At 34.8% G+C, this 24,505-nt stretch carries 21 protein-coding genes and 1 riboswitch; of the genes, 15 read left to right on the top strand and 6 right to left on the bottom strand.

The window, feature by feature from the left end:
* Nucleotides 1-189 precede the first annotated feature (189 nt).
* The 5 genes from mog to cysS all read left to right on the top strand — a co-directional run bounded on the left by mog (nucleotide 190) and on the right by cysS (nucleotide 5,379).
* Nucleotides 190-759 (top strand): molybdopterin adenylyltransferase, encoded by a 570-nt coding sequence (mog, locus tag J3U14_RS03365; protein ID WP_267349701.1) that lies wholly within the window; start codon nucleotides 190-192, stop codon nucleotides 757-759.
* 205 nt (nucleotides 760-964) lie between these two features.
* Nucleotides 965-1,423 (top strand): transcriptional regulator ArgR, encoded by a 459-nt coding sequence (argR, locus tag J3U14_RS03360; RefSeq protein ID WP_065558748.1) that lies wholly within the window; start codon nucleotides 965-967, stop codon nucleotides 1,421-1,423.
* Nucleotides 1,424-1,533: 110 nt separating this feature from the next.
* Nucleotides 1,534-1,708, top strand: a riboswitch (Lysine riboswitch).
* Between the two features lie 81 nt (nucleotides 1,709-1,789).
* Nucleotides 1,790-3,151 carry a lysine-sensitive aspartokinase 3 gene (lysC, locus tag J3U14_RS03355; RefSeq protein ID WP_267349704.1) on the top strand — a complete coding sequence of 454 codons (1,362 nt, stop codon included), beginning with the start codon at nucleotides 1,790-1,792 and terminating at the stop codon, nucleotides 3,149-3,151.
* A gap of 311 nt (nucleotides 3,152-3,462) precedes the next feature.
* A complete protein-coding gene (locus J3U14_RS03350; RefSeq protein WP_065558750.1) occupies nucleotides 3,463-3,705 on the top strand; it encodes a GlsB/YeaQ/YmgE family stress response membrane protein in 243 nt (80 codons plus the stop codon).
* A 282-nt stretch (nucleotides 3,706-3,987) separates the two neighbouring features.
* Nucleotides 3,988-5,379, top strand: a complete 1,392-nt coding sequence (cysS, locus tag J3U14_RS03345) for a cysteine--tRNA ligase (protein WP_267349706.1) — start codon at nucleotides 3,988-3,990, stop codon at nucleotides 5,377-5,379.
* Nucleotides 5,380-5,425: 46 nt separating this feature from the next.
* Here cysS and trmJ read toward each other — a convergent pair whose 3' ends face one another.
* Nucleotides 5,426-6,112, bottom strand: a complete 687-nt coding sequence (gene trmJ, locus J3U14_RS03340; RefSeq protein WP_411603780.1) for a tRNA (cytosine(32)/uridine(32)-2'-O)-methyltransferase TrmJ — start codon at nucleotides 6,110-6,112, stop codon at nucleotides 5,426-5,428.
* Between the two features lie 332 nt (nucleotides 6,113-6,444).
* On the opposite strand from trmJ, the gene raiA reads away from it, so the two are divergent.
* From raiA to J3U14_RS03320, 4 genes are all read left to right on the top strand, one after another.
* Complete coding sequence (gene raiA, locus J3U14_RS03335) at nucleotides 6,445-6,777, top strand: ribosome-associated translation inhibitor RaiA (RefSeq protein WP_267349708.1); 333 nt, start codon at nucleotides 6,445-6,447, stop codon at nucleotides 6,775-6,777.
* A 101-nt stretch (nucleotides 6,778-6,878) separates the two neighbouring features.
* Nucleotides 6,879-8,030, top strand: a complete 1,152-nt coding sequence (gene pheA, locus J3U14_RS03330; protein WP_267349709.1) for a bifunctional chorismate mutase/prephenate dehydratase — start codon at nucleotides 6,879-6,881, stop codon at nucleotides 8,028-8,030.
* Nucleotides 8,031-8,045: 15 nt separating this feature from the next.
* Nucleotides 8,046-9,083 carry an A/G-specific adenine glycosylase gene (mutY, locus tag J3U14_RS03325; protein ID WP_267349710.1) on the top strand — a complete coding sequence of 346 codons (1,038 nt, stop codon included), beginning with the start codon at nucleotides 8,046-8,048 and terminating at the stop codon, nucleotides 9,081-9,083.
* A 125-nt stretch (nucleotides 9,084-9,208) separates the two neighbouring features.
* Nucleotides 9,209-10,249, top strand: coding sequence for an NADH:flavin oxidoreductase/NADH oxidase (locus J3U14_RS03320; RefSeq protein ID WP_267349711.1), 1,041 nt, complete (start codon nucleotides 9,209-9,211; stop codon nucleotides 10,247-10,249).
* A 59-nt stretch (nucleotides 10,250-10,308) separates the two neighbouring features.
* On the opposite strand, the gene J3U14_RS03315 is transcribed toward J3U14_RS03320, so the two are convergent.
* Both J3U14_RS03315 and tatA read right to left on the bottom strand, forming a co-directional pair.
* A complete protein-coding gene (locus tag J3U14_RS03315; RefSeq protein WP_267349712.1) occupies nucleotides 10,309-11,493 on the bottom strand; it encodes an FAD-dependent monooxygenase in 1,185 nt (394 codons plus the stop codon).
* A 7-nt stretch (nucleotides 11,494-11,500) separates the two neighbouring features.
* Nucleotides 11,501-11,674 carry a twin-arginine translocase TatA/TatE family subunit gene (gene tatA / locus J3U14_RS03310; protein WP_411590960.1) on the bottom strand — a complete coding sequence of 58 codons (174 nt, stop codon included), beginning with the start codon at nucleotides 11,672-11,674 and terminating at the stop codon, nucleotides 11,501-11,503.
* Between the two features lie 659 nt (nucleotides 11,675-12,333).
* On the opposite strand from tatA, the gene J3U14_RS03305 reads away from it, so the two are divergent.
* A complete protein-coding gene (locus J3U14_RS03305; protein WP_267349713.1) occupies nucleotides 12,334-13,026 on the top strand; it encodes a LexA family transcriptional regulator in 693 nt (230 codons plus the stop codon).
* 239 nt (nucleotides 13,027-13,265) lie between these two features.
* On the top strand, nucleotides 13,266-15,101 hold the full coding sequence (locus J3U14_RS03300) for an ABC transporter ATP-binding protein (protein ID WP_267349714.1): 1,836 nt from the start codon (nucleotides 13,266-13,268) through the stop codon (nucleotides 15,099-15,101).
* Nucleotides 15,102-15,148: 47 nt separating this feature from the next.
* On the opposite strand, the gene dacB is transcribed toward J3U14_RS03300, so the two are convergent.
* Complete coding sequence (gene dacB, locus J3U14_RS03295) at nucleotides 15,149-16,591, bottom strand: serine-type D-Ala-D-Ala carboxypeptidase (protein ID WP_267349715.1); 1,443 nt, start codon at nucleotides 16,589-16,591, stop codon at nucleotides 15,149-15,151.
* A 174-nt stretch (nucleotides 16,592-16,765) separates the two neighbouring features.
* On the opposite strand from dacB, the gene J3U14_RS03290 reads away from it, so the two are divergent.
* Complete coding sequence (locus tag J3U14_RS03290; protein ID WP_267349716.1) at nucleotides 16,766-17,797, top strand: TerC/Alx family metal homeostasis membrane protein; 1,032 nt, start codon at nucleotides 16,766-16,768, stop codon at nucleotides 17,795-17,797.
* Nucleotides 17,798-17,843: 46 nt separating this feature from the next.
* On the opposite strand, the gene cycA is transcribed toward J3U14_RS03290, so the two are convergent.
* A complete protein-coding gene (cycA, locus tag J3U14_RS03285; protein WP_267349717.1) occupies nucleotides 17,844-19,217 on the bottom strand; it encodes a D-serine/D-alanine/glycine transporter in 1,374 nt (457 codons plus the stop codon).
* 191 nt (nucleotides 19,218-19,408) lie between these two features.
* Between cycA and mltA the strand changes: the two genes are divergently transcribed.
* The 3 genes from mltA (at nucleotide 19,409) to asmA (ending at nucleotide 23,066) form a co-directional block, all read left to right on the top strand.
* A complete protein-coding gene (gene mltA, locus J3U14_RS03280; RefSeq protein ID WP_267349718.1) occupies nucleotides 19,409-20,488 on the top strand; it encodes a murein transglycosylase A in 1,080 nt (359 codons plus the stop codon).
* 70 nt (nucleotides 20,489-20,558) lie between these two features.
* Nucleotides 20,559-21,140, top strand: a complete 582-nt coding sequence (dcd, locus tag J3U14_RS03275; protein ID WP_065558762.1) for a dCTP deaminase — start codon at nucleotides 20,559-20,561, stop codon at nucleotides 21,138-21,140.
* A gap of 33 nt (nucleotides 21,141-21,173) precedes the next feature.
* On the top strand, nucleotides 21,174-23,066 hold the full coding sequence (gene asmA, locus J3U14_RS03270) for an outer membrane assembly protein AsmA (protein WP_267349719.1): 1,893 nt from the start codon (nucleotides 21,174-21,176) through the stop codon (nucleotides 23,064-23,066).
* A gap of 100 nt (nucleotides 23,067-23,166) precedes the next feature.
* Here the strand turns inward: asmA and hslU are convergent, their stop codons facing one another.
* Nucleotides 23,167-24,495 carry an HslU--HslV peptidase ATPase subunit gene (hslU, locus tag J3U14_RS03265; protein WP_267349720.1) on the bottom strand — a complete coding sequence of 443 codons (1,329 nt, stop codon included), beginning with the start codon at nucleotides 24,493-24,495 and terminating at the stop codon, nucleotides 23,167-23,169.
* Nucleotides 24,496-24,505 lie beyond the last annotated feature (10 nt).

Here is a 24,505-nt window from a genome sequence, read left to right as displayed (position 1 = left end):
ATCCTATTTGATGTGAATTAATATTGACAATATAATTATTCATTGTAAAGCGCTTTTTAGCATTATTTGAATTGATTATATGGCACCCCATTAACAAAACATAAAAAAGATTAATGTTTGTTAAAATCAACTCACAAACGCTTAAACTAAGTTAAGTTAAAATAAATCATTAAGTAAGGAAAGAATATTATGATTAAGATTGGGTTGGTTTCGGTATCAGACCGTGCATTTAATGGTGTATATGAAGATGAAGGAATTCCATCTTTAATTACCTGGTTAACAAAAACATTAAAAACCCCGTTTGAAACCCTACCGCGTATTATCCCTGATGAACAACCGTTAATTGAACAAACCTTATGCGATTTGGTGGATAAATTACATTGTGATTTAATACTGACAACTGGCGGAACAGGGCCAGCTTTAAGAGACGTCACACCCGATGCAACAATAGCGATAGCCGATCGTATTTTACCTGGCTTTGGTGAACAAATGCGTCAAATTGGTTTGCATTTTGTGCCCACTGCAATTCTATCCAGACAAATCGGTGCAATACGAAACAAATGTTTAATTCTGAATCTACCTGGCAGACCTAAATCTATTCAAGAAACATTAGAAGGTGTGAAAGATAATGCTGGAAATGTGATTGTAAATGGTATTTTTGCCAGTGTGCCTTACTGTATTGAGCTATTAGAAGGACCATACATCGAAACACATGAACATGTTGTTAAAGCTTTTCGACCGAATAAACCTGTAAAATAGAAACTTTAGTTTTATGCAACTTTGATGCATAATTATCTAATAAAATAAACTGCTTTTATTTCTCCATTCGATAAAAGTTTTTGTGCAATAAAAGATAACTTCTGACTTCTATATTGTTATATCTGATTGATTTTAAACTTTTAAGCAATGTTTATAAATAAAATTGAATGTCAAAACAGTAAAACATTTAATCCAAAGGAACACTATGAAACAAGATGATTTCACTCGCGTATTTAAAGAGATGCTAAGTCAAGAAAAATTTAGTTCACAAGTTGAAATTGTTCAAGCTCTTCAAGAGCAAGGTTTTGACAATATTAATCAATCTAAAGTATCAAGAATGTTAACTAAATTTGGTGCCGTGAGAACACGAAATGCCAAATCGGAGATGGTTTATTGTTTACCCGCTGAAATCAGTGTTCCAACGACAAGTAGCCCATTAAAAAATTTGGTTTTAGACATTGATTATAATAGTTCAATGGTCGTCATTCGAACTAGCCCAGGCGCTGCGCAACTTATCGCAAGATTACTTGATTCAATCGGAAAATCAGAAGGTATTTTAGGTTCCATTGCTGGCGATGATACAATTTTCAGTACACCAACGAAAGGATGTACGGTGAAAAAATTATATCAAATTATTCTTGAGCTATTTGAACAGGAATTATAAAAACTGATCAGTTAACTTTTCTGTTATTATTTGAATTTTTAATATTTAACCTATTGACACAATTAACAGAATCGTTAATTCTATACACACTGATTTTGTAATTTAAATCACAAGAACGAAGAGGCGCATTACTCAGGTAGATTATTTTAGGGGCTGGAACCGTTAATAAATGATTGAGGGGATGTAATGCCGAGATTTAATTGATAATCCAGAACTCAGTTAGATCGACTGCAAGGGCTGAATCCCTTGGGTTGTCACCCTAACAGGTGGAGCGCTTCAGGGTTTTACTCATTTTCCTTAACGGTAAATAAGTCATGACCTCGCTCTAACTCTGTTAAAAATAATAATTTTTAATATGAGGAATTCATGGAAACATCATTTGTAATTGCTAAATTTGGTGGTACCAGTGTTGCCGATTACCAATCTATGGTAAACAGTGCAAATATCGTTGTCACCAATCCGAATGTCAAAGTTGTGGTATTATCTGCCTCTGCAGGTATTACAAATTTATTAGTAGCTTTAGCTGAAGGGCGAGATGCTGAAGTAAGAGCACAACACATTGCGAAAATTCAATCTATTCAATATAGTATTTTAGAACAACTTCCTCAAAATCCTACATTACGTGCTGAGATAGATCAGATAATTGCTAATATTGCCTCTTTATCAGAAGCCGCTAGTCTCGCTACATCATCCGCCCTAACCGACGAACTTGTCAGTCATGGCGAAATTATGTCTTCTAAACTTTTTGTAGAAATATTGAAAGAAAAACAGAAAAATGTGTTATGGTTCGATGTGCGTAAAGTCATGCGGACGGATAATAAGTTTGGTAAAGCCACACCAATAATTGAAGATATTAAACAACTCTGTTGTGCACATTTAAAATCATTGTATGCCAATAACATTATTGTTACACAAGGATTTATTGGTTCTGAAAGCACCGGTAAAACCACTACCTTAGGTCGAGGTGGTAGCGATTATACTGCCGCTTTGCTTGGTGAAGCATTAAATGCAACACAAATCGATATTTGGACAGATGTTGCAGGTATCTATACTACCGATCCTCGAATTGCGCCATCCGCTAAACGCATTGACGAAATTTCTTTTGCTGAAGCGGCTGAAATGGCAACATTTGGCGCTAAAGTGTTACATCCTGCAACACTGGTGCCAGCTGTTCGAAGCAATATCCCAGTATTTGTCGGGTCGAGTAAAACGCCACAAGCAGGCGGAACAATTGTTTATAATACCAACAGTATCAAATCCGATCTGCCATCATTTAGAGCATTAGCATTGCGCCGCAAACAAACCTTACTTACGTTAACTAGTTTAAATATGTTACATGCTCAAGGCTTTTTAGCGAATGTGTTTACTATACTGGCTAAACATAATATTTCGGTTGATTTAGTCACAACGTCAGAAGTCAGCATTGCATTAACCATTGATACGACAGGAACCAACACCAATGGCACCAGTTTATTAACTAAAGCACTATTTGATGAGCTTTCCACACTTTGCCATGTCGATGTTGAAGAAGATTTAGCTCTAATTGCCATTATTGGTAATAAACTGACATCAACCAAAGGTATAGCCAAAGAAGTATTTGGTGTCTTAGATGATTTTATCATTCGACTTTGCTGTTACGGTGCTAGCACGCATAACCTTTGTTTATTATCAAGAAGTAATGATGCGGAAGACATCATTAAAATTCTCCACAAAACAATTTTTGAATAATACTCTCTATGAGGAAGATAATCTCTTCCTCTTTATCTGTTAAGTTCAAGCTAAATTCCATACTAAGCTAAAAAATAAATTGTAAAGCTTAATAAAATATCTAAACATTTAATAAAAAAAATTATAGAATATAGCTAAATTATTTTATGCCGTACGTTCATAAAACTGTTCTCTATTTATCAATTGTCATCAATCTTCATCTAGTTTTGTTATTAGTAATTTATACGTTTAAAAAGTGTATTACTTTTTTTAATTCAATTTACTACATCTGTAAACTAACATTAAATACAACAAAATAAGGGTAAATTATCATGGGTATTATAAGTTGGATTATTCTAGGATTAATTGCCGGTTGGATTGCTAAATTTTTCATGCCTCTAGGCAGTGTTGGGGTGGTGAAAACCATTCTACTCGGTATCGCGGGAGCCTTGGTAGGAGGATATATAAGTACTTTCTTCGGCTGGGGAAGCGTCACTGGATTCAATTTCCCAAGTTTGTTTATCTCAGTATTAGGGGCGATTTTATTAATCTATCTTTATCGTCTTTTCAGATAAAAAATTCGTTTCAAATCAAAATTGGCGGATTTCTTCCGCCAATTAATTAATGCAATTATCAAAATAATTCTTATCGATAATTCAATGAATTTTATTTTTTGGTTTAGCATCAGTTATCATACTCACCGCTTTTAAACCTACGCCTGTAGCATCAAAAAACCGAATGGCATAAATTAGATTCCTTTCATTTTCGTTGTAAAGATGTGAATAAGTAATTTCGTCGTATGGCGATTTTTGTTATATTAATCTCCAAAATCACTTATTAATAAATAGTAAACTAGAATGCTTAAAATATTCAATACATTATCTCGAGAAAAAGAAGTATTTCAATCCATTACCCCCAATAAAGTCGGGCTTTATGTCTGTGGTGTGACGATTTACGATCTTTGTCATATTGGTCATGGGCGCACTTTTGTCGCATTTGATGTTGTTTCTCGTTATCTACGTTTTTTAGGTTATGACTTAACTTATGTCCGTAACATTACCGATATTGATGATAAAATCATTAAAAGAGCCCTTGAAAATGGCGAAACCTGTGAACAATTGACCGAACGTATGTTACAAGAGATGTATGCTGATTTTGATGCATTGAATATTAAACGTCCTGACGTTGAACCTCGTGCAACTCAACATATGCAACAAATTATTGAATTGGTTGAAGAGTTAATAAAAAAAGACCATGCTTATATTGCTGATAATGGCGATGTAATGTTTTCCGTCGATAGTGATCCTAATTATGGTATTTTATCTCGTCAAAATTTAGAACAATTACAAGCGGGTGCCCGTGTTGATGTTGTTGATGTAAAACGCAATCCAATGGACTTTGTGTTATGGAAAATGTCTAAACCAAACGAACCAAGTTGGGATTCACCATGGGGTAAAGGTCGTCCTGGTTGGCATATTGAATGTTCAGCAATGAATAGCTACCAATTGGGTAATCATTTTGATATTCATGGTGGTGGGTCTGATTTGATGTTCCCACACCACGAAAATGAAATTGCTCAATCAACTTGTGCTCATGATGGACAATATGTAAATTATTGGATGCATTCGGGTATGGTAATGATTGACCAAGAAAAAATGTCAAAATCACTAAATAACTTTTTCACGATTCGTGATGTATTAAAGCATTATGATGCAGAAACAGTTCGCTATTTCTTATTGTCAGGTCACTATCGCAGTCAACTCAACTATAGTGAAGAAAATCTAAAACAAGCCAGAATGGCACTAGAGCGTTTATATACAGCTTTACGGGATACCGATCCTAATCATCCTCATACCACACCAGACAGTGATTATTACCGTCAATTCTGTCAAGCAATGAATGATGACTTTAATACACCTGAAGCCTATTCCACACTATTTGATCTCGCGCGTGAAATTAATAAAGCAAAAGCGGAAAATGATATGGCGCATGCCAATGAATTGGCAGCCGAATTACGCTATTTATCTGCTGTTCTAGGTTTATTAGAACAAGATCCAGTCAAATTTTTACAAGGCGAATCACAAGACGATGTTGATAGCACCTTAATTGATGCTTTGATTCAACAACGTAATGAAGCCCGCGCCAGTAAAAATTGGGCGTTAGCCGATGAAGCCCGAGATAAACTAAATGCTATGAATATCGTGCTTGAAGATGGTGCGAATGGCACGACTTGGCGCAAAAAAAGTTGATGATATAAGTTAAAACACCCATTTAAAAATGGGTGTTGATAATCATCTATCTTAATTTTTTATCCACTGACGTTAAAATACCCCGTAAAATATTTAACTCTTGTTGTTCAATCCGTGCGCGAGTAAATAACCGACGTAAGCGCCCCATAATTTGACCGGGGTGATTAGCATTAATAAATTCAGTTTTCAACAAAGTTTGTTCTAAATGCTGATAGAAACGTTCGATGTCTTCATCTTTGGGAAACTCAATACTATTTATATCAGCCTCTTGTTCAGTTAAAACAGAATCAATATTTAACATCGACATTCGTATTTCATAACAAAGCACTTGTACTGACATCGCCAAATTCAATGAGCTATAAGCTGGATTTGCAGGAATCCCAACATGATAATGGCACTTTTGCAACTCCTCATTAGTTAATCCCACTCGTTCACGACCAAAAACCAAAGCAACATTTGCATCATTATTAGATGCTTCTTGAATAATTTTATCGCCACACTCTTTTGGTGTTAAATTCGGCCACTGTAAGCTGCGAGGACGAGCACTAGTCCCGATCACTAACCGACAATCTGCAATCGCCTCATCCAAAGATGAAAAAATTTGGGCTTGTTTTATAATATCACTCGCTCCAGCTGCTAAAGAAATAGATTGAGAATCTGGTTTTATTACTGGGTTAACCAAACAAAGATGCGTTAATCCCATTGTTTTCATTGCTCTAGCGGCTGAACCCATATTACCAGTATGCGAAGTTTCAACTAAAACAATCTTCACGTTATCTAAATAATTCACAATATCCTCATTAAAAAGTATCGAGTTCCTATTAGAACCAAATAGTTAACAGTATATAGGAAAAAGATGGCAAAATGCAGATTTGAAATCTGATTGATTAAAATCAGCAGAAATTATTTTGAATGTTAATCACAAAATTTACAGAATAAATAAATAACTGATTGACGAAACTGCAATAATTTGCCAATGTAGAGGTAGAAATCCCCCATTGAGTTAGCTCAATTTGTTAGCGAATTTTTTAGTAAACTTTTTAGTAAACATAGTGGAGGTCAATCATGACGTTAAGTATTACCAGTAAACAAATGGACATTACTCCTGCAATTCGTCGTTATCTTGAAGATAAGTTTTCGAAACTAGATAAATGGAGAGCACTGTTAATCAACCCTCACTTTATATTATCGAAGGAACCTGATGGATTTATTATTGATGCCACCATTGCAACCAAAGGCACACCGTTAGTTGCTTCAGCTAAACACATTGATATGTATGCAGCAATTAATGATCTTATTGGAAAACTCGAAAAACAACTCAATAAGATTCAGCATAAAGGGGAATCTCGCCGAGCCTTTGATAGCATCAAAGGATCCGTACTGGAAGAGCAAGTTTAGAAAATAGATGATCACAAATAAATTAAAAGGCACTTTGATAGTGCCTTTATTTTTTAGCTTGTTATAATATTACACATCTATTTTTTACTTAATTAAGCCAAATGACTGTTAATCCTTTACTACCCTTGCGAGATAAAATTAATGAAATTGATGCGAAATTATTAGAACTTGTAGCTAAACGTCGCCAAATTTCAACACAAGTCATTCAAACAAAAATTGAAGCCAACATTCCTTTGCGTGATTTAGAACGTGAACGCTCATTAATCAATTCACTTATTCATCAAGGAAAAGACTATCATCTTGATGATATTTTAATAAAACGTCTATATCAGGTTATTATTGAAGATTCCGTTCTACTACAACAAAAGATCTTACAAGAAAAACTTAATCACAACACCATAGCGACGGCAAAAGTTGCTTTTTTAGGGCCCAAAGGCTCTTACTCCCACTCTGCTGCGCGACGTTATGCGAGTGCTCACTTTGAAGAAATGACGGAATCTAGTTGTTCAACCTTTAAAGATGTTTTTGAGCAAGTCGAAAAAGGAGTGGTGGATTTTGGTATTTTACCTATCGAAAATTCAAGCTCTGGTTCGATTAATGAAGTTTATGATCTTTTACAAAAAACCAATTTACATATCATTGGTGAACTTTCATTACCTATAGATCACTGCGTACTTGCTATTGCTGATGCCAAACTGGAGCAAATTGACACTATTTATAGTCATCCACAACCATTTCAACAATGCAGTAACTTTTTAGAAAAATCACCTCATTGGAAAATTGTCTATTGCGACAGTACCTCGTCAGCTATGGAGATGGTAGCAAGCCTCAATAAGCCAAATGTTGCAGCAATGGGTAACAAAGATGGCGGTGAATTATATGGACTACAAGTACTTGAACATGATTTTGCTAATCAAAAAGAAAATATCACTCGCTTTATTGTGTTAGCTCGACATCCTGTTGACGTTTCAAATCAGATACCTGCTAAAACAACTATCCTAATGAAAACAGGTCAACAAGCTGGGGCTTTAGTTGATGCATTACTAGTATTGCGCAATCACAACATTGTCATGACAAAGCTGGAGTCTCGACCAATCCATGGTACGCCATGGGAAGAGATGTTTTATATCGATCTACAAGGTAATCTAAATTCTCATGAAATGCAAACTGCGCTCAAGGAACTCTCAGCTATTACCTTATACACCAAAGTGCTTGGCTGTTATACAAGTGATTCCATTTCTTCTCTCATGTAATATATTATTAACACTATGCAAAAATTTTCAAATGCCGTGCTCAAGTGGTATGAACAGTACGGCAGAAAAACGTTACCATGGCAAATTGAAAAAAGTTCTTACCATGTTTGGTTGTCTGAAGTGATGCTCCAACAAACTCAAGTTGTAACTGTCATCCCCTACTTCAATCGTTTTATTGAGCATTTTCCGAAGATAACCGATTTAGCACACGCCCCGATTGATGATGTGTTACATTTGTGGACTGGATTGGGTTACTATGCTCGAGCCCGTAATTTACATAAAGCGGCGAAAATGGTTACTGACAAGTTTAAAGGTCACTTCCCTACTTTATTTGATGATGTCGTTGCCTTACCCGGTGTTGGGCGGTCAACTGCTGGCGCAATTTTGTCGCTATCTCAAAACCAACATTACCCTATTTTAGATGGTAATGTAAAACGGGTTTTAACACGCTTTTTTGCTGTTGAAGGTTGGACTGGCAATAAAAGCATTGAAAACAGACTTTGGCAATTGAGCGAACAGGTCACACCAAAGCATGATGTAGCAAAATTTAATCAAGCGATGATGGATATAGGTGCAATGGTTTGCACTCGCACTAAACCTAAATGTAACTTATGCCCACTACAAAGTGATTGTATCGCTCATCAAACAAACAGTTGGCAACAATATCCTACCAAAAAACCGAAAACAACAACTCCTGAAAAATCGGCTTATTTTTTGATGCTAGAATACAACCAGAGTATATGGCTTGAAAAACGACCGCCATCGGGTATCTGGGGCGGTTTATATTGCCCACCACAATTTGCTACAAAGCAAGCATTAATCAATTGGCTAAACGATTGTGGAATTCAAACAACTCCACCACAACAATTGATTTCTTTTCGCCATACTTTTAGCCATTTTCATTTAGATATCATACCGATTCATTGCATCATGGTTAACAACACGAAATGTTTAGATGAAAGTAATGGCTATTGGTATAACTTAACAACAGAAAATGCGAAAATTGGCTTAGCAACACCCATTTACAATTTATTGAAGCAATTGAATTCATGATTGATTAAATGAGCTTAAAATTGATCGGTTGGTTAACTATCGGTTAAATTAGAGATATTATAGCTTAATTATTCTTCACAAAAAGTTGAGAATCTATTGTTCACCAATAATTTAAGGAATTCTATATGGCTAAAATATCTTATTTAAATACGCCTTTTACGATTAAAAGATTATCATTAAAAAATCGTATTGTTATGCCTCCAATGTGTCAATATCAAGCTAAAGATGGTTTACCAAATGATTGGCATTTTATTCATTATGTTTCAAGAGCTGTTGGGGGCGTTGGTTTAATTATTGTTGAAATGACGAATGTTGCACCAAATGGACGAATCTCGCCAAATTGTCTAGGCTTATGGAATGATGAACAACGTGATCAGTTTAAACGCATTGTTGATGCCGTTCACGCCCAAAATGGCAAAATAGCCATTCAAATTGCCCATGCAGGGCGTAAAGCGTTGGGAGCTGATGATGTGGTATCTTGCTCTCCCCTTCTTTATGACGGCGTTAACGAAGCCAATAAACAGTGGCAATATCAAATGCCAAGAGAATTATCAAAAAATGAAATCGCTGACATTATTCAAAAATTTAAAGAATCAACCCGTCGGGCCGTTGAAGCTGGTTTCGATGCAATTGAAATCCATGGCGCACATGGTTACTTAATACATCAATTCAGTTCACCTAAAACCAATTTACGAACCGATGAATATGGTCAAGATAAGTTACTCTTTGGAGAACAAGTTATTAAAGCCGCTAAATCGGTTATGCCACCTGACATGCCGTTAATTATTCGGTTTTCAGCGCAAGAATATGGTAAAGATGGATATAGTGTTGATTATGGATGCAAAATAGCTAAACGTTTTGCCGATGCGGGCGCTGACGTTTTAGATGTGAGTGGTGGCGGTGACGGACAACTTGATCCAGCTCACACCCCTGATTTTCATGCCGGTTATCAAGTTTACTTGGCTAGCGCTATCAGACAATCGATAGATTTGCCAATAATAGCTGTTGGTATGCTTGAGGATCATTACTTAGCCGATTACGTTTTAAGCCGAGGTGATGCAGATTTGATAGCTGTTGGTCGAGGCTTATTAAATGATCCATATTGGCCTTTACGTATTCCTTCATCGCCATTTGTTCCGGCATCTTATCAAATCGCCTTTAAATAACTTAAGCTAAAATTTTACTTCCTGTAGCACACGCTACAGGATAATAAACATCAGCAAATTTATATCTTCATGGCATATTTAATTAACTGTTTTTTTAATGGAGAACAATAATCAATAGTATTCATGCCTACCGTTCTTAGTGCCTTCTTAAATAAGTTATCCCCATTAAACATATCTTGAATAGTTTGCATTGCCGCTAACATTACCATCGTATCTTTACGACGCGTAAACTGAAATGATTTTAGATTACTGACCAAGCCAATATCCTGATTCTCATCGATTAATTTTTTTATTGTCGACACTAACAAGGCCGAATCTTGAAAACCTAAGTTGACGCCTTGCCCAGCTAAAGGATGAATTGTGTGCGCTGCATCGCCAACTAAAACTAAACGATGTTTAACAAACTGCTTGGCAAAGCGTGCTTTTAATGGAAAAATCATTCTTGGGTTAATTAACTGACAGTGGCCTACTTTATCACCTGTTAATTGAAATAATTGATGAGAAAAGTCGGTTTCAGATAACAAAGCTAAATTAGCTGCATTATCAGGTTTAGTTGACCATACTAAACAACTTTTATTAGGATGATAAAGGGGAAGAAAGGCAACAATACCATTGGGATAAAAAATTTGTTTTGCACAAGCATGATGAGGATATTCGGTTTCAACGGTTGTAATAAGTGCGTGATGAATATAATTACGTTCTAAAACCGAAATATTTTCATGCTGACGAATCCATGAATTTGCACCATCTGCACCAATAATAAGTTTCGCTGGTAAAGTAACCTGATCTGCCAAGGTCAAAAAAGCACTATTATCATCGAATACACTATCTATCACTGCTTGACTATAAATCGTTATGTTGTTACTAGCTAAAGCATAGTGATATAAATAATGAGACATAACGTGATTTTCAATGATATAACCTAAATTTTGATAACCATAATCCTTAGCCTGTGCTGATAAATGAGCCTGACCATTCTTTTCCCACACATCAATTTCGGTAAACTCTTGCACACGACCACTTAAGCAAAGTGCATCCCATACACCAATTTGAGCAAAATAGCGCTGGCTAGCACCATTTAGCGCTGAAGCTCTGACCCCAATCTTATGCTTTGGCAAACTTTCATGTAGGTGAATATTTTTATCAATAATGGCAATTTTCAAATCATAATGACTTAAAGCACAAGCCGTTGCCAAACCTACTAAGCCACCCCCAACAATGGCGACATCAAATTGAATACTCATAGTTCAATTATTTATTATCTAATTTAGGATCATTCTTAGATTCAATATCTTCACTCATCTCCTTTTTAAACCCTTTCAGCGCCGAACCTAAATCAGATCCTAAGTTTCGTAGTTTTTTAGTACCAAATAACAAGACGACAACAGCAAGAAAGACTAAAAGATGTGGGATACTAAATGACATAATAAAATCCTCTTTATTAAATTTTATTAATTCGTCTAACAATAGAATTGTAAACAAATGGTATATATGTTTATACATTATACCTTTTAAGGGATGATTTCATAAGAAGTTTAAGCAAAAAAAAAAGACCTGCATATAAATATGCAGGCCAACATGAAATATAAGGAATATAAGGAAAGAAAACAATGAAAAATCCTTACACTGCTTATTATCCATTTTTTTTCGTTTCAGTCAACGTTTTTATTTGTTTTTTTATTTATTTTAAATTTTAAAAGAAAAAGGTCAAAAACAAGAATTAAATCTTTTAAAATCAATAAATAAATAAATTTAACGTAAGTAACTCATGAAAATAAATTAATTTGACATATATCAAATATAAAATAAAAAACATTTAAAAAGCAGACAAAAATCTTTTTTTCTCGTGGAAATAAACAAAATTCCAACAGAAAAACAAAAATAAAATATTTTTTTAAAAACACTATATTTTGATTTTTTAATACGCAAATTGATATAATTAACTTGCTATAAAACGAACAATTCAGACAAAATTACAAAAAATTACTTTTTTATATTAGCTTTTCATTTAATGTTGTATGTAAAACTTATAAAATATCTACTATAATTTGAAAAACGGATGTAATAGGAGAAACAAATCAGAAATGAATATGATTAAAAATAAAAATGTAAAAACATTTAAAGAAAGATTACATAGCTCAATGCAAGGTTTATCTGTCTCCGCCTTCGCTAAAAAATGTGATATGTCTGAAACAGTGATCAGAGATTATTTATCAGGAAAAACTTATCCATCTTTGACACGTCTGGAAGTGATTGCTGAAAAATGCAATGTTTCATATAACTGGCTGGCAACAGGCTATAAATTAGAAGTTTTAGATCCTAAAGAAGATGAAGCAGATGTCTACAACGAGAATATATACCGTATTCCCGTCTATAAAAAACAGTTACCAACCAAAGAAGAAGCGCAATCACAACGATATATTCGAGAAACACCTCCTGTCATGAACTATCCCGTTGTTGAAGGTTGGGCTTCTCATCGAGGATTAGATATCAAAAAATTAATCATTTATTGGGCTAAAGGGGATCTCATGTCGCCTGAAATCAACAATAATAATGGTTTAATTATTAATACTGAAATCGTTGAAATTATTGATGGAGCAATCTATTTAGTTGAATATGAAGATATTACCTTTTTACGTAAAGTTCGATTAACGCAAAATGGATGGGTTTTAATTTGTAACAATAACCAATTCCCTACCATTGAAGTCTCTAAAGAAAATTTTGATAAGTACCATTTTGTGGGTCGAGTTGTACAAATTATTAAAGATATTTTTTAGTCAAAAAATAGGCAAATATCGTTATTCAAGATATAATTGAAAAGCAAGAAAGAATAAAAAATGAACTCTTTCTTGCTTTAGTTTTTAATATTTTTAGAATCTGCAATAATAGTTAGTAAAATGTTGTTAAATTTCATAACTATCCATCAGTTTTAGGATATCTAACTCTATTCATTCTACTCGCAATGTTAATATCAACGATTCAATTTAATGAAAAATAGCAAATAATTAGGTCAATTATGTATCGATTTTTTGAAAAATTGGTGTCACCTTATCCTAAAAGTGAACCGCAACCAGCAGCTAAAAATTTTCTAGGTTTTATATGGCAATCAACCCAAGGCACTCGAATATTCATGCTGCTTTTAATTATATTTAGTGCACTCAGTGGCGCATTTGAAGCTTTTCTATTCGCTGCCCTTGGCAAAGTGGTGGATTGGCTTGCGATTGTCGAACCTAATGAGCTTTGGCAAAAAGAAAAAACATCGCTATTAATCTTAACCTTAATCATTTTATCCAGCACTTTGATTATTGGATTACAAACAATCATCAAGCATCAATGTTTAGCGGGAAATTTTCCAATGCGAATGCGTTGGAATTTACATCGACTAGTGCTTAATCAAAGTATGCGTTTTTTTCAAGATGAGTTTGCCGGAAGAATATCGGCAAAAGTTATGCAAACTGCATTAGCCGTTAGAGATACCTGCTTTCTTGTTGCTGATATCTTAATATTTGTGTTGATTTCGTTTATAACTATGGCTGCGGTAATCGGTCAATTAGCCCCTTGGCTATTGCTGCCATTCTTTGGGTGGTGTGTCCTTTATGGCTTAGCCATGTACTATTTTATTCCTCGCTTAAGTAAAGTTGCAAGTATGCAAGCAGATGCTCGTTCTACCATGACTGGACGTGTAACGGATGCTTATACAAACATTATGACGGTTAAACTGTTTTCTCATGCCGGTAATGAAGCAAAGTATGCCCAAGAGTCTATGGATGAGTTTTTGATTACTGTCAATAAACAAATGCGACTAGTCAGCAGTTTTGAAATCGTGAATCATTTACTATCTATTCTACTTATTTTATCAACGACTGGTGTTGCCTTGCTGTTATGGACAAATCAATTAGTTGGAATCGGTGCTATTGCAACAACCACAGCATTAGCGCTTCGTTTAAACGGTTTATCACATTGGATTATGTGGGAGCTTGCAGCTTTATTTGAAAATATTGGGGTTGTGAAAGATGGTATGAATACATTTTCAACTGCAACAACCATTGTTGATAAACCCAATGCCAAAAATCTAAATGTGACTGATGGAAAAATCGAATTTAAAAATATTTATTTCACTTACGATGAAAAGATTCGAAATTCGGTAATTAACGATCTCAATTTAACTATTAAGCCCGGTCAAAAAATAGGGTTAGTTGGACGTTCTGGCGCCGGAAAATCCACATTAATTAATCTGTTATTACGTTTTTATGACTTACAACAAGGTAAAATTCTTATTGACGGACAAGACATTACCGAGATTAATCAAGAAAGCTTACGGGCGCAAATTGGTATGGTTACACAAGACACGTCCTTGTTACATCGAACTGTTCGGGAAAATTTACTTTATGGTAATAATCAAGCTACTGAACAAGAGATGATAGATGCGGCTAAAAAAGCCCATGCAGATAAATTTATTCAAACATTAATCGATGCTAATGGCAGAACCGGTTATGATGCTCATGTTGGTGAACGAGGTATAAAACTATCGGGTGGTCAAAGGCAACGCATTGCCATTGCTAGGGTGATCTTAAAAAATGCACCAATATTATTACTTGATGAAGCAACCAGTGCATTAGATTCAGAAATTGAACAAGCTATTCAAGAAAGTTTATATGCACTAATGGAAGGCAAAACTGTTATCGCTATAGCTCATCGTTTATCAACTATTGCCGCAATGGATAAACTGGTTGTTTTGGATGAAGGAAAAATTATCGAACAAGGTACACATCAAGAATTACTGAATAAAAATGGTTTATACGCTCAACTTTGGAAACATCAAAGCGGTGGTTTTTTACCAGATAGTCTATAAGTGCGTTTAACGGTTTGGCACCTTTGTCTAGGTGCCAATATCATTTTTTATTCACCAATCACAAATTTTTTATAAAATTCAGATTCGAAACGCATTATTGCACTATTTTTAGGCTCATCCCTTCTTTCAGGATGATACCCCGAAAGTAACTGAACAAAAGCGATAATTTTTCCATCTGACTTCTCAATAAATCCAGCTAAATTATAGCTGCCTTGTATATATCCCGTTTTTGCTCGTATGGTTTCTATAAAAGGCGGTTGATTAAAGCTTTTGCGATATTGTAATGTTCCATCCTTCCCTGCAACAGGAAGTTTTTCAATAATTTTGAGATCGCGATCATGAGCTGAAATATATTGCAGAATTTCCATCATTTTGTCTGCACTGACCAGATTCAATCTAGACAAACCTGAACCGTCAACAATCACCAAATTTTCGAGATCAATACCAGCTTTTTTAAGTAAAATTTGTTTAACCGCATCCCCACTATTTCGCCATGTACCTTGAATTTTAAAGTAATGAGCCCCAATTGTTCTAAAGATAGCATCAGCGTACAGATTGTTCGATTTTTTCAACATTACGGTTAACAATTCTGATAGCGGTGCAGACTGGCTTGAAACTAATAATGAAAGTTTGCTATTTATTGGCTCATTACGTGCTGAAATCGCACCATTAAACGAAATTTTCTGTTGTTTTAACTCATTTTTCAAAACACTTGAAAAATAATCCACCCCATTAAGTACAGCAAATTTTAATGCTATTTTATCTGAACCTGACGCAATACATCCGGATAATTGATAGCGATTTTTGTCAGTATAACTGGCATCAAGCTCACAGTATTTATCATTCAAATCTTTACTGTTTTTAGCTATAGTTTTAACATTACCTGTCACCGTGACAGGAATATTTGAGGAAACAGAAATAGAGGCTTTAGCACCGACCTTACCCGGTTTGATTGTCACATAAAAACAATTATCATCGATAATTGCAGCTGACGGCGGTGCATTGTAACAAGCGGTTAAATTATTCCAAGACCAACCTTCTGCTTTATCGTGACTGGTAAATATAGAAGTATCTAAAATGACTTTTCCTGTTATTTTTTCAACCCCTTTCCCACGTAAACTTGCCAGCATATTTTTTAACTGACCACGCGTAAAAGTTGGATCACCACTCAGTTGAATAATCAAATCACCATTTAATTGTTTATTGGCAATTGAACCATTAGTTAACATTTTAGTTTCAAATCTAAAATCCGCTCCTAATTCAAGTTCTGCTGCAAGTGCAGTGATCACTTTTTGGGTACTGGCTGGCTGTTTAAATTGATCGCTTTTATATTTAGCTAATGTTCTTGGTTTGTCATCAACAGATTGAACTAAAATTGATATATCACTACCTTTGGGTAACGAAGATACATAAGACTCAACTGACTGAGCTTGCAATATAGCGGAAAAAAAAGAAATAATAAAAAAACTTACTACTTTGAAATTTTTCATCAAAATCAGCTCAAAATTATTTTAATTAATGGGAAGGGATATTGAAAACAAATATATCTTTTTTTGTTATTGCTATCAATATATACTCAACTACTTTTATATATATGTTCTGTAAAAATAGTTAAATTTTGTTATTAAAAGATCATGACATAACTACATATTAGGCGATAAATTATGATTCACAACTCATTAGGCTTTCCAATTGAAACGGTCATCGTTTTTATTGTATTAGCATTAACAGCTATTGTTATTGATTTATATGCACATCATAACGATAAACCCATAAATTTAAAAAATGCTGTATTATGGTCACTATTTTGGATTGCTGTAGCTTTAGGATTTACTCTTTATCTATATATTCATCATGGTAGTGCAATAGCGAGCTTATTTATCACTGGTTATGTACTTGAAAAGGCTCTCTCTGTTGATAATTTATTTGTGATTATGGCTATCTTTTCATGGTTTTCTGTACCTGAAAATTATCGTCATCGCTTGCTTTATTGGGGAGTAATAGGCGCCATCATATTCCGTGCTATTTTTGTTATCATTGGGACGGGTTTATTAGCTTTAGGGCCTTGGATGGAACTCGTTTTTTCCGTTATTGTTGCTTTTACCGGTTTGATGATGTTAAAAAATCAAGGTGAAAATGAAGAAATAAAAGATTATTCAAACCATTTCGCTTATCGAATAGCAAAACGTATTTTTCCCGCTTATCCTAAAATTGTCGGGCATCATTTTTTATTAACCTCTAAACAGTTAGATCAAGAACTTGCAAAACCGGAAAACAGTAACTTAATTGGCAAATTACCTAAAAGAGCTTTATACGCAACCCCGCTTTTTTTATGTATTACTGTAATTGAACTTAGCGATGTGATGTTTGCCTTTGATTCTGTTCCTGCTGTCATCGCGGTTAGCCAAGAACCACTCATCGTTTATAGTGCCATGATTTTTGCAATTTTAGGTCTTAGAACCATGTATTTTGTTTTAGAAGCCATGAAACAATACTTAGTTCACTTAGGAAAAGCGGTTATTTGTTTACTGTTTTTTATAGCAATCAAATTAGCATTAAATGCAAGTAACCATTTATTTGGGCATGGTATTGATATTAGTCCTATAACAAGCCTTTATATCGTATTAGGCATTTTAGCTATCGGTATTATTGCCAGTATCATTTGGCCTGAAAAAGATCACTACAAAGCCGATTAATCTTCAGACAATGAGTAGGAATTCATCCTACTCATTATAGTAATAATTATTGACGTTTTAGCGAACGTATAAAATAGCTTATCCCTAAAATTACAAACCAAATTGGTGTTGCAATCAATGCTTGACGAGTATCTTTTTCAAAAGTAAGTAAGACAATAACAAATATAAAAAACATCAAGCTAACCAAGCACATCAAATTACCACCTGGCATCTTAAATTGAGATTGTTCGTGCAAATTCACTTTTTTACGTCGATAAGCCATATACGATATCAAAATCATCGACCAAATAAACATAAATAATATGGCGGAAATCGTCGTTACTATGGTGAAAGCTTCCATCACATTAGGAACTAAATAAATCAGAACTACACCACCGAATAAACAAGTACATGAAAAGAGCAAACCATTGGCAGGAACTGAACGACGTGATAATTTACCAAAAGGCTCTGGTGCATCTTGTTTTTTAGCCAAACCAAATAACATTCGGCTGGTAGAATAGATACCGCTATTAGCCGACGAAGCAGCCGATGTTAATACCACAAAATTAATAATGCTTGCTGCCGCTGGTAAACCAATTAGGGTGAATAACTCAACAAATGGACTCTTATTTGGTGAAATAAATGACCATGGTGTCACACTCATAATGATAATTAATGCAAACACGTAAAAGAAGATAATACGTGCAGGCACAGAATTAATGGCTCGAGGTAAATTTTTATTCGGATCGACTGTTTCAGCGGCGGTAGTACCAACCAGTTCAATTCCCACAAAAGCAAAAATAGCTATCTGAAAACCGGCAAAGAATCCCATAAAACCATGAGGAAAAAATCCGCCATAATCCCAAAGATTCGAAAATGCAGCTGTGGTATTCGTTTGATCTGAGTGGTATGCTGTGAAAATTAATCCTAATCCAATACCAATCAAAGCTAAAATCGCAATAATTTTAATCATTGAAAACCAAAATTCGGTTTCGCCAAACATTTTTACTGTTAATAAATTAAGTGTTAACAGTAAAACGACGGTTAATAACATCGGGATCCAAGATTGCAAATCAGGAAACCAATGCTGTGCATAACCGGCAATAGCAACCACATCAGCAATACCTGTTACCACCCAACAAAACCAATAAGTCCAACCAGTAAAAAACCCTGCCCAAGGGCCGAGTAGATCATTGGCAAAATCACTAAACGATTTATATTTCAAGTTGGAAAGCAAGATTTCACCCATTGCTCGCATAACAAAAAATAAGATAAAACCAATAATCATGTAAACAAAGATGATCGACGGTCCAGCAAGGCTAATTGTTTTTCCTGATCCCATAAATAAGCCTGTACCAATTGCACCACTGATTGCAATTAACTGAATATGCCGATTAGAAAGGTTTCGTTTTAGGTCATTGTTTGAGGATGTATTGCTCATCACTATTATTACCTTTTATTCCGTAATTTTCGATTTTTTAAGGAATATAGGACTATAAATTCAATATTGCTAAATCGCAAGCTGATTTTTTATGAAAACTTTTTATTGTCCGTTAATAATTATGAGTAGTTTCTTATAATATAATTGTGTAGCATATTCAATACTGTTTATTATTGATAATAACTAATTAGATGAAAAAAAAACTCAATCATTATCTTTTCATTGTTTTTATTGCCTTTTTTACACTTTCGCTGTTAACCAGCTGTCAAGATAACCCCATTAAACAGGGTCAACAATACTCGGACGGGCGATTACCCTTATCACTTAATATCAGCTATCCAAATTTAGATACCCCTGTAAACATAACAGACTACATTATGCAGGTGGAACAAATAAAAACCGCATCGCCCGCATTATACAAACAAAATGAACATATTTATAAAGCTGTTGATGATTGGATTAATGGCTTGCTTGCTTCTAATGAATTTCACAAAGTAGGATTAAATAGTTATGAAATGGCAGGTCAAGATGGATTTGGAAACGTGCACTTAACTGGTTATTATACCCCAATTATTAAAGCCAGACATAAACCTACTAAAGAATTTAAATATCCTATTTATAAAATGCCGGTTAACTACAAAGGTCAATTACCAAGTCGACAACAGATTTATAAAGGCGCTTTAGCTGGCAAAGGACTTGAAATTGCTTATAGTAATTCATTAATTGAAAACTTCATTATGGAAGTACAAGGTAGTGCCTATATCGATTTTGAAGACGGTGAACCTTTGGTCTTTTTCAGCTATGGCGGTAAAAATGGACATGGCTATTCCAGCATTGGAAGAATTTTAATTGAACAAGGTGAAATTGAAAAAGAAAAGATATCGTTACAAGCCATTAGAGATTGGGCAACAACTAAAACTGAAAAACAGCTCAAAGCCTTGCTAACCGAAAACCGTTCCTTTGTCTTTTTTAAGCCCCAATACAATGCTGATGTCAAAGGAGCAGCAACTGTACCTTTGGTTGCTAATGCATCGGTAGCATCAGATAAGTTACTTGTCCCTCTTGGTTCGGTGGTGTTAATGGATTTACCATTACTCGATGAGGATGGTCAATATAGTGGTAGACGAGAAACTCGTCTAATGGTTGCGCTCGATGTTGGAGGCGCCATAAAAGGCCATCATTTTGACCTTTATCTTGGCGTTGGAAATGACGCAGGTAAACTTGCTGGATACTACAATCATTATGGTCGGGCATGGGTAATTAAACCTTAATTTACGAACATCGACGGCATAACAAGAAACTGTTAAAATAGCAGGATAGAGGCTCAATTAAGGATAACTCATGAGATTATGCGATCGAGATATTGAAGCATATTTACAAAACGGTAAATTAAAAATAACACCTCAACCAGCACCAAGTTCAATAAATGGCGCAACAGTTGATGTCAGGTTAGGTAATCAATTTCGGACTTTCCGAGAACATACAACTCCCTATATCGATTTAAGTGGACCCAAAGAAGAAGTTTCCGCAGTATTAGAACGTGTAATGAGTGATGAAATAGTACTATCTGAAGGTCATGTTTTTTACCTTCATCCAGGAGAACTTGCATTAGCCGTTACACTTGAATCTGTGACGATTCCTGATGATTTAGTTGGCTGGCTTGATGGACGTTCTTCATTAGCCAGACTTGGTCTTATGGTGCATGTAACTGCACACCGTATTGATCCAGGTTGGCAAGGACAAATTGTCTTAGAGTTTTTCAATTCTGGAAAAATCCCATTAGCACTTAGACCTGGGATGACTATCGGAGCCCTAAGTTTTGAGACTTTAACAGGGCGAGCGGCGAGACCTTACAATCGTCGACAAGATGCAAAATATAAAGACCAACATGGCGCTGTAGCCAGTCGTATTGATAAAGACTAAATCAGCATATAACCTTACTATAGGAACACTAATATGATAAAAAAAATATTGGTTACTCTTTTTATTTTAATTCTGATTATAGCTATTGGGATCATTTCACTGATTGTTTTTGTCGATCCTAATAATTTCCGAGGATTTATTTCTGATAAAGTAAGAGATAAAACAGGTTATGAATTAACTATTGAGGGTGATTTACGTTGGCATATTTGGCCACAAGTCAGTATATTAACCGATTCGGTAAAACTGAATGATACCGGTGGACAAAAACCTATTTTGACCGCAGACAATACGCGACTAGATGTTGAACTGCTACCACTTTTTTCGAAAAAGTTGGTAGTAAAAAATGTTTTTGTTAAGTCGGCTGTCATCAATATTACCGATGATAGCAAAGGTGAAATGGCACATAAAAAAAACGCCAACAATATACCTCATAAACCTGATGAAGATAAGCAAAAGAATGAAGAGCAAAGCAAATCAAGTTGGCAATTCACATTGAACAAATTTGAAGTTGCAGATAGCACTTTAGTACTACAACAAAAAGATACGCTAATCAATTTTAGGAACATTAACTTAACGGTTGAACAAAAAGCGGATAAAAATCTCAATGTTGATTTCAAAGGAAATGTTGATAAAAATCAACAGGATTTATTTTATGTTGCAAATGCCAATATTGATTTAAGTCAATACCCTGAACAGGCGATAATCGATCTGAAAAATTTTGATTATACGTTAACAGGTATCGGCATCCCTAGTGGCGAAATAAAAGGTAATTTGAAAACTATTTTACATTATCAAAAAAATCCGCAAAGCGTGAACACGCAAGATCTTCTATTATCAGTTAATGGTAATACATTTACAGGCAACGTTAGTCTCAATTTAGCTAATAAGCCTTATTTAGCGTTAGATCTCAATGCTGATAAATTAAATTTAGATCCGTTTATTACAGCCAAAGAGAAGCCTAGCGATAATGAAAGTAGCCCATCACAGCAAACGACACCTGTTGTATCGACAGTTCAAAAAACTAATAATGAACTTGATTTCCTAAATAGTTTCAATGCGAAAGCTAAGTTAAATATTAGGCAAATCATTGCTAATCAAATAACACTTGATAATGTTCATGCTGATATCAGTAATAATGATGGTATTGCAACGTTTAATAACCTGAATTTTGATTTTGCCAAAGGGCATATTACGGCAAATGGTTATGCCAGCGGCAAACAAAAGAATGCATTAATTAAACTGAGCAGTAAAATCAGTAATATCGATTTAAATGAATTCTTTAATCAAATCAATACACCAAATGATTTAGTAGGCGTATTTAATGCAAACGGAGAATTAGAAGTAAGCACCATTTCCACGGCTAACTTGTTATCCAGTTTACGAGGAAACGTTGCTATCAACATAGCTAATGCTAGATTGGATAATATTAATATTCAAAATATCATTCAAAATGCGGCAGCGAAGTATAGTAAAGATGTGCTGACAACCGAAAATCAACAAAAATTCACCGAGTTTCATCAAATTTCTGCTAATGGTAATATAAATAATGGTAATTTGGATGTCACGACATTAACCGCTAATTCAGAAACATTAGATATTATAAATGGTTCGGGAAGAGTAGGACTAGTTCAAAAAGACCTCGATATCAATTTAAATGTCAAAATGCTAGGTGGTTGGAATGGAAAAAGTGAAACCATTGCCAAATTACAACAATTAACGATTCCACTACGAATTTATGGTGAATTTACAAAACTTCATTATCAAATTGATATTAGCCAAGTCTTTAAAGATGTTCTTAATGATAAACTACAACAAGGATTAGATAAACTTCGAGAAAAACTCGAAAATCGAAATTCAAAAGATGATTCTAAATCAAAATCGAAGCAAAAAGCGGCCGATATCTTAGGTCAGTTATTTAAAAAATAGTGCTTGATCTGCACGTTAAATTGATTGTTGTGACGATCAATGATGTTAATAAAAAAGGTGAGATTAACTCACCTTTTTTTATTCGATAAAGAACATTTATTTATAGAATAAATTTACTTAAATCTTCATCAGCAACCAGTTTATCTAAGTGATCGCCTACATATTTAGCATCAATAGTAATAGTTTGACCACCTAACTCACTTGCATCAAACGAAACTTCTTCCATTAATCGTTCTAACACAGTATGCAAACGACGAGCGCCTATATTTTCATTTTGTTCATTCACCTGCCAAGCAGATTCAGCTATTTTACGGATACCATCAGGCGTAAATTCGATATTGACACCTTCTGTTGCCATTAATGCTTTGTATTGTACTGTAAGCGAGGCATTTGGCTCAGTTAAAATTCGCTCAAAATCTTCAGTTGTTAACGCCTGTAATTCAACCCTTATAGGTAAACGCCCTTGAAGTTCAGGGATTAAATCAGATGGATTAGCTGTTTGGAAAGCCCCCGAAGCAATAAATAAAATATGGTCGGTTTTTACTGCACCATGTTTAGTAGAAACAGTACATCCTTCAACAAGTGGTAATAGATCACGCTGTACACCTTCACGTGAAACATCAGGACCTGACGAATTACCTCGTTTACAGACTTTATCAATTTCATCAATAAATACGATCCCATTTTGTTCCACCGCTTCGATAGCTTCATGTTTAAGATCGTCAGGGTTAACCAATTTAGCAGCTTCTTCTTCAATCAACTGTTTAAATGCATCTTTAATTTTCATCTTACGTGGTTTGGTTTTTTGTCCACCTAGATTTTGAAACATTGATTGTAATTGATTAGTCATCTCTTCCATACCCGGAGGAGCCATAATTTCGACACCAATATTAACGCCAGCAACTTCAATCTCTATCTCTTTCTCGTCAAGCGTACCTTCACGTAATTTTTTTCGAAATGCTTGTCTTGCTGTAGAATCATTATTGTTTTCAACTTGTCCCCAGCCATCTTTAGCCGGTGGGACAAGTACATCTAAAATCCGTTCTTCAGCTAGTTCTTCAGCACGATTACGATTTCTTTCCATCGCTTCTTGTCGAATCATTTTTACCGCTGAATCCGTCAAATCACGAATAATGGAATCGACTTCCTTACCAACGTAACCTACTTCAGTAAATTTCGTCGCTTCAACTTTGATAAAAGGTGCATGAGCTAATTTCGCTAAGCGCCTTGCAATTTCTGTTTTACCAACACCAGTTGGACCAATCATTAATATATTTTTTGGGGTGACTTCGTGACGGAGTGCTTCATCTAGTTGCATACGACGCCAACGATTACGTAACGCTATTGCAACGGAACGTTTAGCTTTATCTTGTCCAATAATATGTTGGTTTAGTTCGCTTACAATTTCGCGAGGAGTCATTTCAGACATAATATAATTC

Source organism: Gilliamella sp. B3801 (assembly GCF_026536645.1).
GTDB lineage: Bacteria > Pseudomonadota > Gammaproteobacteria > Enterobacterales > Orbaceae > Gilliamella > Gilliamella apicola_I.
The sequence above is the reverse complement of the archived record's forward strand: the minus strand, read 5'-3'. Positions and strand labels throughout refer to the sequence as shown.